General features: G+C 68.3%; 11 protein-coding genes. 2 read left to right on the top strand and 9 right to left on the bottom strand.

The window, feature by feature from the left end; translation table 11 throughout:
• Positions 1-39: 39 nt before the first annotated feature.
• From MJ205_RS11005 to MJ205_RS11025, 5 genes are read right to left on the bottom strand one after another with little or no spacing between them, the layout of a single operon-like run.
• The gene (locus MJ205_RS11005) at positions 40-1,032 is read right to left on the bottom strand and encodes a glycosyltransferase family 4 protein (RefSeq protein ID WP_239812476.1); all 993 of its coding nucleotides are present in this window, start codon (positions 1,030-1,032) and stop codon (positions 40-42) included.
• Entirely contained in the window at positions 1,010-2,161 is a 1,152-nt protein-coding gene (locus MJ205_RS11010) for a glycosyltransferase family 9 protein (protein WP_239812477.1), read from the bottom strand. The genes MJ205_RS11005 and MJ205_RS11010 overlap by 23 nt, the downstream gene beginning before the upstream one ends.
• Positions 2,158-2,718: a D-glycero-alpha-D-manno-heptose-1,7-bisphosphate 7-phosphatase gene (locus MJ205_RS11015; RefSeq protein ID WP_239812478.1), complete on the bottom strand. Its 561-nt coding sequence runs from the start codon at positions 2,716-2,718 to the stop codon at positions 2,158-2,160. Before MJ205_RS11015 ends, MJ205_RS11010 begins: the two co-directional genes overlap by 4 nt.
• Entirely contained in the window at positions 2,715-4,067 is a 1,353-nt protein-coding gene (locus MJ205_RS11020) for a glycosyltransferase family 4 protein (RefSeq protein WP_239812479.1), read from the bottom strand. Before MJ205_RS11020 ends, MJ205_RS11015 begins: the two co-directional genes overlap by 4 nt.
• Positions 4,068-4,101: 34 nt before the next feature.
• Positions 4,102-4,596 carry a hypothetical protein gene (locus MJ205_RS11025; protein ID WP_239812480.1) on the bottom strand — a complete coding sequence of 165 codons (495 nt, stop codon included), beginning with the start codon at positions 4,594-4,596 and terminating at the stop codon, positions 4,102-4,104.
• Between the two features lie 160 nt (positions 4,597-4,756).
• Between MJ205_RS11025 and MJ205_RS11030 the strand changes: the two genes are divergently transcribed.
• Positions 4,757-5,521 carry a L,D-transpeptidase gene (locus MJ205_RS11030; protein WP_239812481.1) on the top strand — a complete coding sequence of 255 codons (765 nt, stop codon included), beginning with the start codon at positions 4,757-4,759 and terminating at the stop codon, positions 5,519-5,521.
• A 401-nt stretch (positions 5,522-5,922) separates the two neighbouring features.
• Here MJ205_RS11030 and MJ205_RS11035 read toward each other — a convergent pair whose 3' ends face one another.
• Positions 5,923-6,855 (bottom strand): hypothetical protein, encoded by a 933-nt coding sequence (locus tag MJ205_RS11035; RefSeq protein ID WP_239812482.1) that lies wholly within the window; start codon positions 6,853-6,855, stop codon positions 5,923-5,925.
• Between the two features lie 338 nt (positions 6,856-7,193).
• Between MJ205_RS11035 and rpoN the strand changes: the two genes are divergently transcribed.
• On the top strand, positions 7,194-8,570 hold the full coding sequence (rpoN, locus tag MJ205_RS11040) for an RNA polymerase factor sigma-54 (protein ID WP_239812483.1): 1,377 nt from the start codon (positions 7,194-7,196) through the stop codon (positions 8,568-8,570).
• A 70-nt stretch (positions 8,571-8,640) separates the two neighbouring features.
• Here the strand turns inward: rpoN and MJ205_RS11045 are convergent, their stop codons facing one another.
• The 3 genes from MJ205_RS11045 to MJ205_RS11055 are packed head-to-tail and all read right to left on the bottom strand — an operon-like array spanning position 8,641 to position 13,306.
• Positions 8,641-9,657: a hypothetical protein gene (locus MJ205_RS11045; protein WP_239812484.1), complete on the bottom strand. Its 1,017-nt coding sequence runs from the start codon at positions 9,655-9,657 to the stop codon at positions 8,641-8,643.
• Between the two features lie 12 nt (positions 9,658-9,669).
• Complete coding sequence (locus MJ205_RS11050) at positions 9,670-12,486, bottom strand: ATP-binding cassette domain-containing protein (protein WP_239812485.1); 2,817 nt, start codon at positions 12,484-12,486, stop codon at positions 9,670-9,672.
• On the bottom strand, positions 12,479-13,306 hold the full coding sequence (locus MJ205_RS11055) for a mechanosensitive ion channel family protein (RefSeq protein WP_239812486.1): 828 nt from the start codon (positions 13,304-13,306) through the stop codon (positions 12,479-12,481). Before MJ205_RS11055 ends, MJ205_RS11050 begins: the two co-directional genes overlap by 8 nt.
• Between the last annotated feature and the right edge of the window lie 185 nt (positions 13,307-13,491).

Consider the following 13,491-nt stretch of genomic DNA (forward strand, 5'->3'; position numbering starts at 1 on the left):
CGGGTGGCCTGTCCGCGTGGCCGGGTAACCGCCCCCTGGTCATGCGGTCACTTCCTCCAGCACCCGGCTCCAGTCGCTGGCAAAGCGTTCGATCGCAAAGCGCTCGCGCGCCAGCCGGCGGCCCTGGCTGCCCCACTCCGCCGCCAGGCCACGGTCAAGCAGCAGGAGCTGCATGGTCTCGACCAGGCGGTCGATCCGGTTGTCGATAAAGCCGTTCTTGCCACTGGTGATGACCGTGGCCAGCTCGGTGGTCGCCAGCCCGACGACCGGCAAGCCCATCATCATCGCCTCGATGACGGCCAAGCCCAGGCTGGTGTAGCGCACGGGATGGAAGAAGAAGCGGTGGCGCGCCATCAGCTCGGGCAAGGCCTGCTGCGCCACCTCGCCAGCGCCTCCCACGTCCTTGCTGCCTATGCCCACCAGACACAACGGCACCTGCGCTGCAGCCTGCTGCCATACATCCAGCCCCAACCGCCTGCCGCGCCGCCCGATGTTGTTGACCACCACCAGCCCCTGGGCCAGCTCGCCGCTCCAGACATGCTCGGCCAGCGGCTTGACGCCGTGCTCCACCACCCGGAAAGGCGTGACGCCGTTGTCCCACATCAGCGCATTGAAATGGGTCACATGGACCAGCAAAGCCTGCGGGTCCTGGCACCAGTGCAGCGTGTTGGTAGGGCTGTCCTGCGGCGGGTCATGCTCCAGCACGATGCGGGGCAGGCGCTGCTGCGCCGCGCTCAGCAGATGGCGGTCCGTCTCCCAGGCCTGTCTGGACTGGTACAGCACCACGTCGAACTCCATCGACTGGATCTGCGCCAGCGGCGCTTCATGGACATCCGGCCCCCAGGGCAAGCTGCCACTGCGGCCACTGTGGTGGGTGCTGCGCGCCGTATCGGTGACGAGCCAGAACGCGTGCGGCACCTGCGTCAGGTTGTAGAGATAGTTGCCGTGGACGTGCCAGGTCAGCACCCGCAGTTTTCTGCGCGGCTGCAGCAGTACGGGCACGGTCCGCTCAGCGGAGAGTTGCATGCTCATGGTGTTCCTTGTAAGGCCAGGCGGGCACTTGCGGTGCGCCTGACGAGGGGCCGGTGTGCCACCGGCCGGTGGTGAGCAGCTCCAGAGCGGCCTGCGCCACCGTATCGGCCGACAGCCCCCAGGCACAGGGATGGCCGATGGGACAGACCCGGTGCGCACAGGGCCGGCACTCAAGCGCATGGGCCAGCACCCGATGGCGGGAACGGTCCAGCGGCGCCCAGCGGCCGGTGTCACTGCCGCAGGCCGCCACGACGCTGGGCGTCTGCAGTGCAGCGGCGATATGGGAGACGCCGGTGTCATTGCAGACCAGCAGCGCGGCGCTGTCGATCAACACGCCCAGGGTCCACAGATCGGTCTGGCCGCAGAGGTTGGTGCACGGCGCACGCATCAGCGAGGCCACCGAGGCGACCAGCTCGCGCTCGGCCGCAGTGCCAGTCAGTACCACCGGCCAGCCCGCCTCGGCCAGGCGGTCGGCCACCTCGGCAAAATAGCCGGCCGGCCAGCGGCGCGACGGCAGTTGCGAGCCCACATGCACGATCACGTAGCGGCGGTTGCGCGGCACCAGCGCATGGGCGCGCTGGTAGTCTGCCGCGTGCAGCGGGAAATCCAGGTCGCTGCTGGTGGCGGGCAGGCCCAGGTGCCGGGTCAGCGCCAGCAGGCGCTGCAGCTCATGGCCCTGGACCGGCCAGCGCAAAAAAAGGGCTGCATCCGGGGCATCCGGCGCATCCCGCCCGCCCGGGCAGGCCCCCTCTTCGCAGAACCCGGCCAAGCGGCCGGCCTGCCACTGGGCCAGCATCGCATTGACGATGCCGCCCGAGCCGTGCAGTTGCAGCACCAGGTCAAAATGGCGCGCGCGCATGCGCTGCAGAAACCGCTCGCGCTGCTGCCGCGTGGGCTCAGCCACTTCGGGCAGACCGGGCCAACCGGCAAAGGGCTCAAAACGATCGATGCTGTCCAGCCGGTCGGCCAGCGCCTCGGCCCAGGGCAGCCCCACCAGGGTGATTTCCGCCTGCGGCCAAGCCGCGCGGACAGCACGCAATGCAGGGGTCGCCACCAGCATGTCCCCCAGCATCAGCGCCCGGAACACCGCCACCCGGCGTGGCGCCAGTGCGCCAGAGGCCGAGGTCATGCGGGCTCCAGAATGATGCGGACGACCTCTTCCCACGCCGTGCAGCGCGCCGAAGGCGCGCGCCCGGGTCCTGGCTTCCAGACGGTCTCCCCGCCGGAGTCGTAAAGGATGGTGCGGCAACCGGCGCCGCTGCCCGCTTCGACATCGTCCAAGGTATCTCCGATCATCCAGGAACGCGCCAGGTCGATGTCGTAGAGATCACCGGCCTCCTCGATCATGCCGGGCAGAGGTTTGCGGCACACACAGACCGGCGCCCCATCCGGGCTGGCCTGGTGGGGGCAGAACTGGAAACCACGCAGCTGCACACCGGCTTCCTCGCGCAGACGCCGGGCCAGCGCATCGCGCAGCACGAGCAGCTCTGCTTCCGAGAAATAGCCGCGGGCCACGCCGCTCTGGTTGGTCACCACCACCAGCTCATAGCCCTGCTGCGCCAAGTCGGCCATGGCCTGCAATGCCCCCGGGCGGAACTCCAGCAGCTCAGGGTTGACGTTGTAAGGCACGTTTTCGACCAGGGTGCCGTCCTTGTCGACAAAAATCGCGGGCTTGCGGCCGGTCATCGCTGCCACCCCGCATAGCCCCCCTGCCCCAGCGCGGGAGTTTGCCAGGGCGGCGCAGACAGCGCGTTCCAGGGGCCCGGCGATGCCGGGGCTGCAGCCCCCAGGCGCCCGCCGGCGGACGACAGGCGCTGGAACACAGCAGCGAGGTCGCGTGCAATCTGGCCCCAGGTGAAATGCTTGTGCACGCGCTGCATCCCGGCCAGCCCCATCGCCCGGGCCAGGCGCGGCTGCGCATGGAGCTTCTGCAGAGCCTGCGCCAGCGCCTGCGGTTGCTTGGGCTCGACGAGGTAGCCCGTCACCCCATCACAGACGGTATAGGCAATGCCGCCCACCTTGCTGCCGATCACCGGGGTGCCGCATGCCATCGCCTCCAGCGGCGTGATGCCGAACGGCTCGTACCAGGGCGTGGTGACGAATACATCGGCCGCCAGGTACCAGTCACGCAGCTCCTCACGATCGCGGCGGCCGGCAAAGCTCACCCGTTCGCTGATACCCAGCGAATGCGACAGGCCCATCAACCGGTGCAGCTCAGGGCAGGTCTCGGGGTCCGGAATGCGCTGCTCGCCACCGACCACCACCAGCCGGGCGGGCACTGTGCGCGGCAACAGCGCCAGTGCGCGGATCACGTTGTCAATGCCCTTGCGTGGCACCATGCGCCCCAGCTGCAGCACGATGAATTCATCCTGCACCAGTCCGAGCCGCGCCCTCGCCTCGCTGCGCGAGCCGGGACGGAACAGCTGGGTGTCGACCCCGCAGGCCACCGTGTCGATATGCGACGGCATTGCGCCATAGAGCCGGATCAGGTCGCTGCGGTCCTGCGGGCATTCGGCAATCAGCCGGTCCGAGCCATGGACCAGCGCCCGCTCGATGGTCTCGCGCTCATTCGGAAACCCGTCGGCCGCGCCCTGGTGTTCGCGCCGGACCAGCCCCAGCGCATGGAAGGTCGTCACCAACGGCGCACGCAGCGCACTGCGCAGGGCCATGCCCACCCAACCGGACATGAAAAAGTTCGCATGGATCGCGTCATAACGGCGGCGGGGCTCCAGCAAGCTGCGCGCTTGCTGCGCAAAATCAGGCATCCACTGCAGCAATTTTTCCTTGGGAATGTGGTGGGCAGGGCCTGCATCGATATGCAGCACCCGCACGCCAGGCGCCATCTCAACCTCGGCCGGCAGATGGGGGTCGTCGCGGCGCGTCAGCACATCCACCTGGTGGCCCATCTCCCCCAGGCAGCGGGCGACGCTGTCCACATAGACATTTTGGCCCCCGGCATCGGTGCTGCCGGTCAACGCAAGGGGCGAGGCATGCTCGCTGATCATTGCAATGTTCAAACGCTTGTCGTCATCCATCACTCGCTCCTTGCTGTTGGATCGCTGTACCGGTTCAAGACTTCACTGCCAGTACCCCGGCAATTTCCATACCCGTGGAGCGGTCCAGCGCAATCGCACGCAAGTGGGCCGCCACCATCAGCGAGCAGGCCTCGTCCCAGCTGGACAGGGCGCCACTGGCCGCGACCACCAGGCCGTCCAGCCAGACGCCGCCCCAGAGCAGGGAGTCGTCATGGGCCAAACGGTGGGGCTCCATCAGGATCAGCTGGCGGCCCCCCATGCGGTGGCGCCAGCACAGCCGCGCCTTGTCGCGCGCAAACTGGGCGTAGTCGGCATCCCAGTGCGCGCGCGGACCCACCGAATGCTCGTAGAGCACCGCTTCATCAAACGGGCAGCTGCCATGGGGGCGGCCGGGGTCGAGCACCACCAGATGCAGCACATGGCAGGCGCTGACGCCGGGGCACTGCAGCAGTTTCTCGATGGACGGCAGCGCCAGCGCAACGGCCGCGCGGGCCGCATCGTGGTCTACAAAATGGCTATGGGGTTTCATGGCCGGTCTCGGGCAATCGGCATTCCTGCGGGCCACGCGCGGCGGCATCGGCACAGCATTTGCCCTGCCAGCGCCACCCCCCAGCGAAGGAATTCGTATGCAACCACCGCCACAGCGGCGAACCGCCGGCTCTCTGCGCTGCAGTGCAGCGCGGGCGCTGATGCCCGTTCTGGTACTGCTGGTGCCCACCAGCCAAGCGCAGGTGGCGCAGCCCTCAGCCGAGGCGGCCAGCATGCAGCACTGGATTGTGCGGACCGGCGACCACCGCGCGCGCCCGTTCGTGATCGTCGACAAGCGCGAGGCCCGGCTGTGGATCTACGATGCGCGCGGCCAGTTGGTTGAGAGCACGGCGGTGCTGCTGGGAAGTGCCAGAGGTGATGCCTCAGTGCCCGGCATCGGCCAGCGCCCGCTCGGCCAGATTCGCGCTGATGAACGCACGACACCTGCCGGGCGCTTCTGGCTGGAGCCGGGACGCAATCTGGCGGGGGAAGACATCTTGTGGCTGGACTATGGTGCGGCCGTCTCGCTGCACCGGGTACGGCCCGGCGGACCGCAGGATCGGCGGCTGCCGCGGCTGATGACCCGCTCGGCCGCCGACAACCGTATCTCCTACGGCTGCATCAACGTGCCGATCGCCGTTTACAACCGCAGCCTACACGCTGCATTTTCCAGCGGCGGTGGCTACGCCTATGTGCTCCCGGAGGTGCAAAGCTTGCGGCAGGCCTTTCCGTTCGTGCAGCCCTTGGCAGCGCGGGCTGCGGCTGCCAGGGCGCAGGGGGGCGTGGGGGGCGCTCAGCCCCGGTCGGCGCGTGCAGGACGCGTGTTGCCCATGGCGCCATTGCCGCTGCTGCTGCCACCGGTGGCACCGCTGGCGTTGCCATTGGTGCCGCCGGTGCCGCCCGTGCCCGCGCCTCCGGTGGACTGACGGTCCGTTGCGGTACTGCCTGCACCGCTCGTGCCGCCTGCATTGGCGGGCGAACTCGGAGCGCCCGGACGGTTGGAGTAATCCCCTACCGGTGGCGTCGCTGTGCCGCTGCTGCCGGTGGCGCCGCTCGTGCTGCCGCTGGCGTTGCTGCCACCTTGGCCAGTGGCGTTGGCGCCGGATGACGCGGGCTGGGTCTGCTGGGCGTCGGCATTGCCGGACATGCCCGTCGAGGGCGTTTGCGCATGGCTGGCGGCCAGAGGCATGAGGATGCAGGCGGAGATGGCTACCAGGGCCGAGGTATGGAACGAGTGCATGGTGTGCTCCTGTGACTGTGGTGACGGTCAAAGGCGACCGCCTCCCGGTCCGGCAAGGTCCATGCCCAGCGGCCGTGGGACAAGGGCTTAAGTGGCTGCCCGCAGCGGGCTCAGCGCCTGGGGCAGCAGTACCCACAGCGCCACCCGTCCACCGGGCTCCTCGCGCAGCCGCGCATGCCCCCCTTCGAGCGTCACCACCTGGCCGAGCAACTGCATGCCGGCGTCGTCCGCTTGCTGGGCAGGGACCCATTGCGCATCAGGCCGGGGCCCCTCGCCCACCGCGCCGGGCGGCACCACACAGAGCATTTGCAAATGCAGGCCCACATAGGCGCCGGGCGGGATCGGCCAGCCTTCTGCAGTCTCCAGTTGGTGCACGCTCAGGCCGACACGGCTGCCAGGTTCCAGCTTGGGCCCGATGCCGGACAGCAGGCTCGCCATCGCCAGCTCCAGCGCATCTGGATCGATGCAGATCTGCAGGCCTGCAGGCGCGGCATGCAGGTCGAGGCTGGCACGTTTGCCCAACGCCAGCGCCATCACATCCTGCAGGCTGGGCAGCCAATGGCTGATGTCCATGGTCTGCCCCGGCCTGCCCTGGCTGCTGCTGAGCCGGTACAGGTGAAAGCCCAGCTTGCTCGCACAGTCGGCCGCCCGCAGCATGGCCTGCACCGGCATGTCCAGCCGGGGGTCCTGCGAGCGCCGCTCGATCAGGTAGGCGCTGTTGCTCATGATGCCCAGCTGGTTGTTCAGCTCATGGGAAAAGCGGTCGGCGACCTGGCGGTAAGCGGCTGCCCGCAATCCGGGGTCTACTGCCGTGGGCCGGCTGGCAGTTGCCGCCGCCCGCCAGCGCCAGCCCAGCAGCACGCCCAACGCCACGGCCAGCCACAGTGCCAGCCAGCCGGCCGCAGCGCGGCTGGATGTGCCTGCACCCCAGCGGTCCACCAGGGCCATCGCCGCCGCCGCACCGGCAGCGGCGGCGACGACCAGCAGACAGACGAGCCCCGGTTTCAATGTGCTGTCCATGCTGTGTCCTGCCCGCTTTTGCCGCCGCAGTGGGTACCGCTGCGGCTATCGCCCGTTCTTGCCGGGCCTGGCCCGCTGCTGTTGTGCATGTCTGTACCTCTTCCTAGCTTTGCCGCGCTGGCAGAAATTGCCGATGGAACCGCCATCAGACGGAAAGATTTTCTGCAAATACGGGCATCCGGATCTGCGCTGCGGGCCGTTTTCGCCGCAACCACCGCGCCGGTCCCCACTGCCTCTGCAGTTTGCGCTCCCGGCGGCATGCAGGCCCGCCCCCACTGCGCCACTGGGCATGATCATTGCATTGACGGCTGTGTTTAGCTTCACCACAAGGAATGCACATGGGCTCCATGCTATTGCGCGCCGACACGCACCAGTCCCAGACCCTGTCACCACGGCTGCAGCGGGCGGTGCAGATGCTGCAGATGTCGTCGCTCGAATTTTCGGCGCTGCTGCGGCACAAGATCGACGAAAACCCGTTTCTCGAAGAGCCCGATGACAGCGAGGAACAGGAGCCCAGTGTGGTGCTGCATGATGCGGCGGCCGACGACCGGCTGATGTGGACCGCTGAGCCGGGCCTGGGCGCCCAGGTCAGTGCCGGGCTCGAGCCGTCGGCGATGGACCTGGCCGCCAGCCCGGTCAGCCTGGCCATGCACCTGCACAGCCAGCTCAACGTGATGCCGTTGAATCCCAGAGACCTGTGTGCGGCGCGCGCCATTGTCGAGTCGCTGGACGATGACGGCTATCTTCGCACGCCGCTCGAGGACCTGTTGGCGCTGCTGCCCGCCAGCCCTGCACTCGAGATGGACGAGCTGCTGGTGGCACTGCGCCTGGTGCAATCGCTGGAGCCCGCCGGCACGGCCGCCCGCAATGTTGGCGAATGCCTGGCGCTGCAGTGCGAGACGATTGCCGATCCGGAAGTACGCGCGCTGGCGCTGGCGATGGTGCAGGACCATCTGCGCGCGCTGGCGTCCCATGATGTGGCCAAACTGTCCCGGCAGCTGAAAAAAGGCCGCTGTGACATCGAGCGGGCGATGGATGCCATCAAGCGCTTCAACCCGCACCCCGGCTGGGCCTATGGCGCCCAGCAGGTGGACTACATCGTGCCGGATGTGATCGTGCAGCGCAGCGGTGCGCACTGGCATGTGCAGCTCAACCCCGCAGCGATGCCCCGGGTGCGGATGAACCGGGTCTATGAAAGCCTGTTCCAGCGCCACCGGCAACGCGGCCATGCCGATCTGGGCGAGCATCTGCAGGATGCCCGCTGGACCTTGCGCAACGTCGAGCAGCGCTGCGCGACGATCCTGGATGTTGCGCAGGCGCTGGTGCGGCGCCAGCACCGCTTTCTGGAGTTTGGCGCGATGGCGATGAAGCCGCTGATGCTGCGCGAAATTGCGCAGGAGCTGGGCATCCATGAATCCACCGTCTCGCGTGTCACCAACAACAAGTACATCGCCACGCCCCAGGGCGTGTTCGAGCTCAAGCATTTTTTCTCTCGCCCGTTGCTGAGCGCCAGTGGCAAGACCTGTTCGGCCACCGCGATCCGCGAGGTGATTGCCGAGTTGATCGCTGCAGAAAACCCGTTGCAGCCGCTGTCGGATGCCGACATCACCCGCCAATTGGCCGCGCAAGGCCTGGTCGTGGCCCGCCGTACGGTGACCAAGTACCGGCAGCTGCTGCGGCTGGAGCCGGTGGAAAAGCGCCGGCGCCACAGCTGAAGCGGCAATAGGAATGGCAATGCCCCCGCCCATCACAGGCGGGGGCAGCGTTCAGACCGCGAAGCCGGGTTTACTTGCTGGTCTTGCCGCCGGACGCCGAGCCGCTCTGGCCGGTCGACAAGGTACCGCTGTCCTTGCCACTGCTCGTGCTGCCACCGGCACTGCTGCCGGCGCCGGAGTCCGCACTGCCACTGGTGCCCGCGCTGGAGCCGCCACCGGTGCTGGCGCTGGTGTTGCCGGCGGTGCTGCCGCTGCCGGTACTGCCACCCCGTTGGCCGCCCTGGCCTGCGCGCTGGCTGCGCCACTGGGAGAACTCATCGGAGAACTTCTTGTAGCGGTCGTTGCGCCAGGAGCGGTAATCCTCGTCGAGCGCGTGGAGTTGCTCATCGCGCCACTGGTGGTAGTCGGGGTCGTAGTGCTCTTGCTGGTGGCGCCCACCTTGCTGTCCCTGGCGGGAGTAGGTCTGCCCGCCCTGACCCTGGCTGTCGTAGCTGCGGCCAAAGTCCTGCGGGCCGCCGCCGGGAAAACCGCCCTGGTAGCTGCCCTGCGAGCCCCCTTGGTAGCCGCCCTGCGAGCCCTGGTAGTTCCCCTGGTAGCCACCCTGGCCACCCTGGCGTCCGCCGCGTGAGAAGTCCTGGTCGTCATAGAAGCCACGCTGGCCGGAGCTGGAGCCATAGCCTTGCGAATAGCCACCGCCGCCCGTACTGCCCTGGTAGCCCCCGCCCCAGGCCTCGCCGCCTTGACCGCGCCCTGGCTGGCCGCGCCCCTGCGAACCGCGTCCATAGCCACGGTCATAGTCGTCCTGGTAGCCGCCTGAAGCGCCGCGTCCATAGCCGCCCTCACCGCCGTAGCTGCCGCCTTGCTGCTCGCCCCGGTAGCCGCCTTGCTGTTCGCCCCGGTAGCCGCCTTGCTGCTCGTTCTGGTAGCCGCCTTGCTGTTGCTCGGACCGCCAGTCACCCTGGCCGCTGCCACCGGATGGGCGGCGGTAGTCTTCCTGGCTGCGCCCACCGCCTTGCTGCCGGTCTTCCATGTCCTGCTGCATCTGGCGGCGTGCACTTTGGCGGCCGTTGTCGTCATGCTGTGTCATTGCTGAGTCCTTTCATGTGACATCAGGCCTCGGAGCGGGCCTGCCTGGTTCATCGGGCAATCCGCGTGCCTGCGCGGTCCCGGTGAGCTGGGCCAGCATCGGCACCAGCGCAGTAGGCAGCGCCGCCTTGGGCAGATGCGTCTGAAAGCCGGACATCAGCGCCACCAGCCGTTCGCTGGGCAGGTCGGCGCCGGTCAGGGCCACGGCGAACATGCGCTGCTCCAACGGCAGGCCGCGCTCCTCCTCCAACGCCCGAATTTGCCGCAATACCTGCCGTCCATCCTCCTCGCCCAGCGATATATCGCAGAGCAGTGCCTGCGGCCAAGGCGCGCCATTCGCCCCACCCCGGCTTTGCAGCCAGCCGAGCGCTTGCGCACCGTCGGCAAACAACGCGGCCTCCGCGCCCTCCTGGCCGAGCAGCTGCGCCAGTGATGCGCGGGCACTGCCGCTGTCATCGACGACCATCACCTGCAGCGCCGCCAGGCGCTGGCCGGGCTGCTGCTGCGCCTGGGGCGCGGCATCGGGGGATTCCTCCGGCGCCCGCAGCGGCAGCTCGACCAGGTAACGCGCGCCACGCAGCGCCGTGGGCAGCTGTATCTCGAAGCGCCCGCCCTGGCGCTCAAGGGCCGAGGCCAGCACCAGCGGGTCCAGCCTGGCCGCCCCGGGGGGCGGGGCCTGGGACGGCGCTGGCGCGCGGTGGCTGCTGTCGCTCAACAGGATGCGCGCACGCTGCTGCACACGCTCCAGCCGGATTTCGATACGCCCGCCCGGCGGGCTCGCCTGGATGGCATGCAGCGCAATGTCGGTCAGCGCCTGCGACAGCACTGCCGGGTCGCCACTGACATACAGCGGCTCGGACGCCAGATGGGTGTACAGCTGCACCCCGCGGGCGTCGAGCGGAGCGCGAATGCCATCGACGACATTGGCCAGCAGCACCGCCAACTGGAGCGACTGGCGCAACAGGCGCCGCTCAGCCCGGTCGAACTCCTGCTTTTGCAGCTGCAGCTCCCACAGCTGCGCATACAGGCCGCGCTGCGCCAGCAGCTCGTCGTGGCGCCCCTGCTCGACGATGCGGCCCTTGTCCAGCACCAGGATCTGGTCGGCATCGACGATGGTCGAGAGCCGGTGCGCGATCACCAGCGTGGTGCGCTGCGCCGAGAGCCGGTCCAGCTGCACCTGGATGGCCTTTTCCGAGCGGGTGTCGAGCGCCGAGGTTGCCTCGTCCAGGATCATGACCGGCGCATTTTTCAGGAACGCCCGCGCAATCGCGATGCGCTGCTTTTCGCCGCCCGAGAGTTTCATGCCCCGCTCGCCTACCGGCGTGTCGTACTGCTGCGGCAGCGTGCGGATCAGCGCATCGATCTGGGCCGCCTGTGCGGCCTGGACGATATCGGCCATGCCCGCGCCCGGGCGGCCATAGGCGATGTTGTAGGCCACGCTGTCGTTGAACAGGCTGCTGTCCTGCGGAACAATGCCGACGGCCTGGCGCAGACTGGCCAAGGTGGCCGTGCGGATATCGGTGCCATCGACCAGCACCCTGCCCTGCTGCGGATCGTAGACACGTAGCAGCAGCCGTGCCAGCGTGGATTTGCCCGAGCCGCTGCCGCCGACCACCGCCAAGGTCTGCCCTGCAGCGATGCGAAAGCTCACATCCCAGAGCACCTGCCGGCCGGGTTCATAGGAGAAATCCACATGCTCAAACACCACCTCGCCATGCGAGACCGGCAGTGGCTGCGCCTGGGGACCGTCCTGCACCTCGGGCGGCCAGGCCAGCAATTGCCGCAAGGTCTCCAGATGGGTCTGCGCGTCTCTCGCCTCGCGGAACAGAAAGCCCAGCGCATTGAGCGGCAGGCAGATCTGGATCACATAGGCATTGAGCAGCACCAGATCGCCTACCGTGATGTGCCCCTGCAGCGCCTGCAGCCCGGCAAACACCATGACCGCGCCGACACCGGCGGCGATGATCGCGCCCTGGCCCAGGTGCAGGGCCGACAGCGCCTTCTGGCTCTCGACGCTTTGCGCCACCCACTGCAGCCGCGCGCTCCCGTAGCGTGCCACTTCCTGCGCTTCATGCGCATGGTTGCGCACGGCCTCCTGGTTCACCAGGCTGTCCAGCAGCAGGCCGCTGGCCCGGGAGTCCATCGCATTGACCTGGCGCTGGCGCGCCACGCGGCGCCGCGTCATGACTGCGGTGTAGGCCGCATAGGCGACAAAGGTGGCGCCAATGATGGCGGTGAACCAGGCGCTGTAGGCCATCGCCAGAATCGCCACCACCGCAGCGATCTCCACCACCGTAGGCAGCAAGGTGAACAGCGCCGCCGCCAGCAAGAAACCGGCCGCTGCCGTGCCCCGCTCCACATCGCGGATCAGCGCACCGGTCTGCATCTGCAGGTGAAAGCGCGGCCCCATGCGGTGCAGATGCGCCAGCGCGCGCTGCGCAAAATCGGCCACCGTCACCAGCGTCACCCGCGCAAAGCACAGGTCACGCAGCTCGGTGAACAAGGTGCTGCAAAAGCGCAGCAGCGCGTAGCCGGCCAGCAGCAGCAATGGCAGCACCAGCACATGGCCGCCGCCGGGCAACAGCGGCGAGGTGCCGGGCACCACGTCGCTGACCAGGCTGCCCGGGGTGCTGAACAGGTCGATGATCTTCTTGAACACCAGCGGCACCGCCACGCTGGCGAGCTTGGCCAGCACCAGCAGCAGCACGGCCAGCACGGTACGCCCCCGAAAACGCCAGGCGGCCTGCCACAGCTGCGCCGCCAGCGCCCAGCGCTGCGGCGGCGGCGCCTCAGCGGCAGCAGCCGGGCCTGGCGTTGCGGCCTCAACCATGTGCTGCCTCGAGGCGCGGCACGTGCTCGGCGAAAGCCGCCGCCAGCTCACTGGACAGCTGCTCGCGGCTGGTCGATTCGGGCCAGTACCAGGCGGTCAGCTCCCACTGCGGGCTGCCGCCCGGGTTGCGCAGCAGCAGCGCGGGCGCAGGCTCGGCCAGCACCTTTGCATGGGCGCTTGCCACCTGGCGCCACAGTTGCAGCAGTGCAGCCCGGTCCGTGGCCGGCGGCACACCGGCAGTCAGCCGCAGGCGTACCGGCTCGCCCAGGTACGCGGCATTGCTGACATTCTCGACAATGAAGCGCTGGTTCGGTATCAGCACCGCGATGTTGTCCGCCGTGACAATCGTCGTGCGCCGGGCCGATATCTCGCGCACCACGCCCTCGACGGCGCCCACTTCGACCCGGTCGCCGACCTTGATCGGACGCTCCAGCATCACGATCAGCCCGCTGATGAAGTTGCTGACGATGTTCTGCAGACCAAAACCCACGCCGACACCCACGGCCCCGGCGACAACACCCAGCGCCGACAACTTGATGCCGACATTCTGCAGGATCAGCACCATGCCCAGCACCAGCACCAGGTAGCGCAGCACCGACGCAATCGCGATGCGGGTGCCCTCGTCCACATGCCAGCGCTGCGGCATATGGCGCACCAGCCAGCGCTGCATCGCGCCGGCAAACCATACCAGCAGGGTGACCAGCAGCAGCAGTTTGGCAAGGGTGCCGACGGTGACCCGGAGGTCGCCCATCTGCACCAGCACAAAGCCGAAGATCCTGGAAAGCCAGGCCGATTGGGAAGTCAGGGTGTCCAAGAGCATGCCAACCGGGGGCAAGCGGCGTACCTGCCAGCCACGCCGCGCCGGGGGTGCTGGACGATGCTGCGGCAGCATTTACCGATGGCATGGCAGCGTTGCGGCATCGCTTACCCGCAGCCCAGCCGGCGCTGCGGCAGCGGTGGGCAGCGTGCGGGCATGGCGATTGCCCAGGGATGGGAAGACTATCA

This window comes from Comamonas sp. B21-038, from assembly GCF_022387135.1.
Lineage (GTDB): Bacteria > Pseudomonadota > Gammaproteobacteria > Burkholderiales > Burkholderiaceae_C > Comamonas > Comamonas sediminis.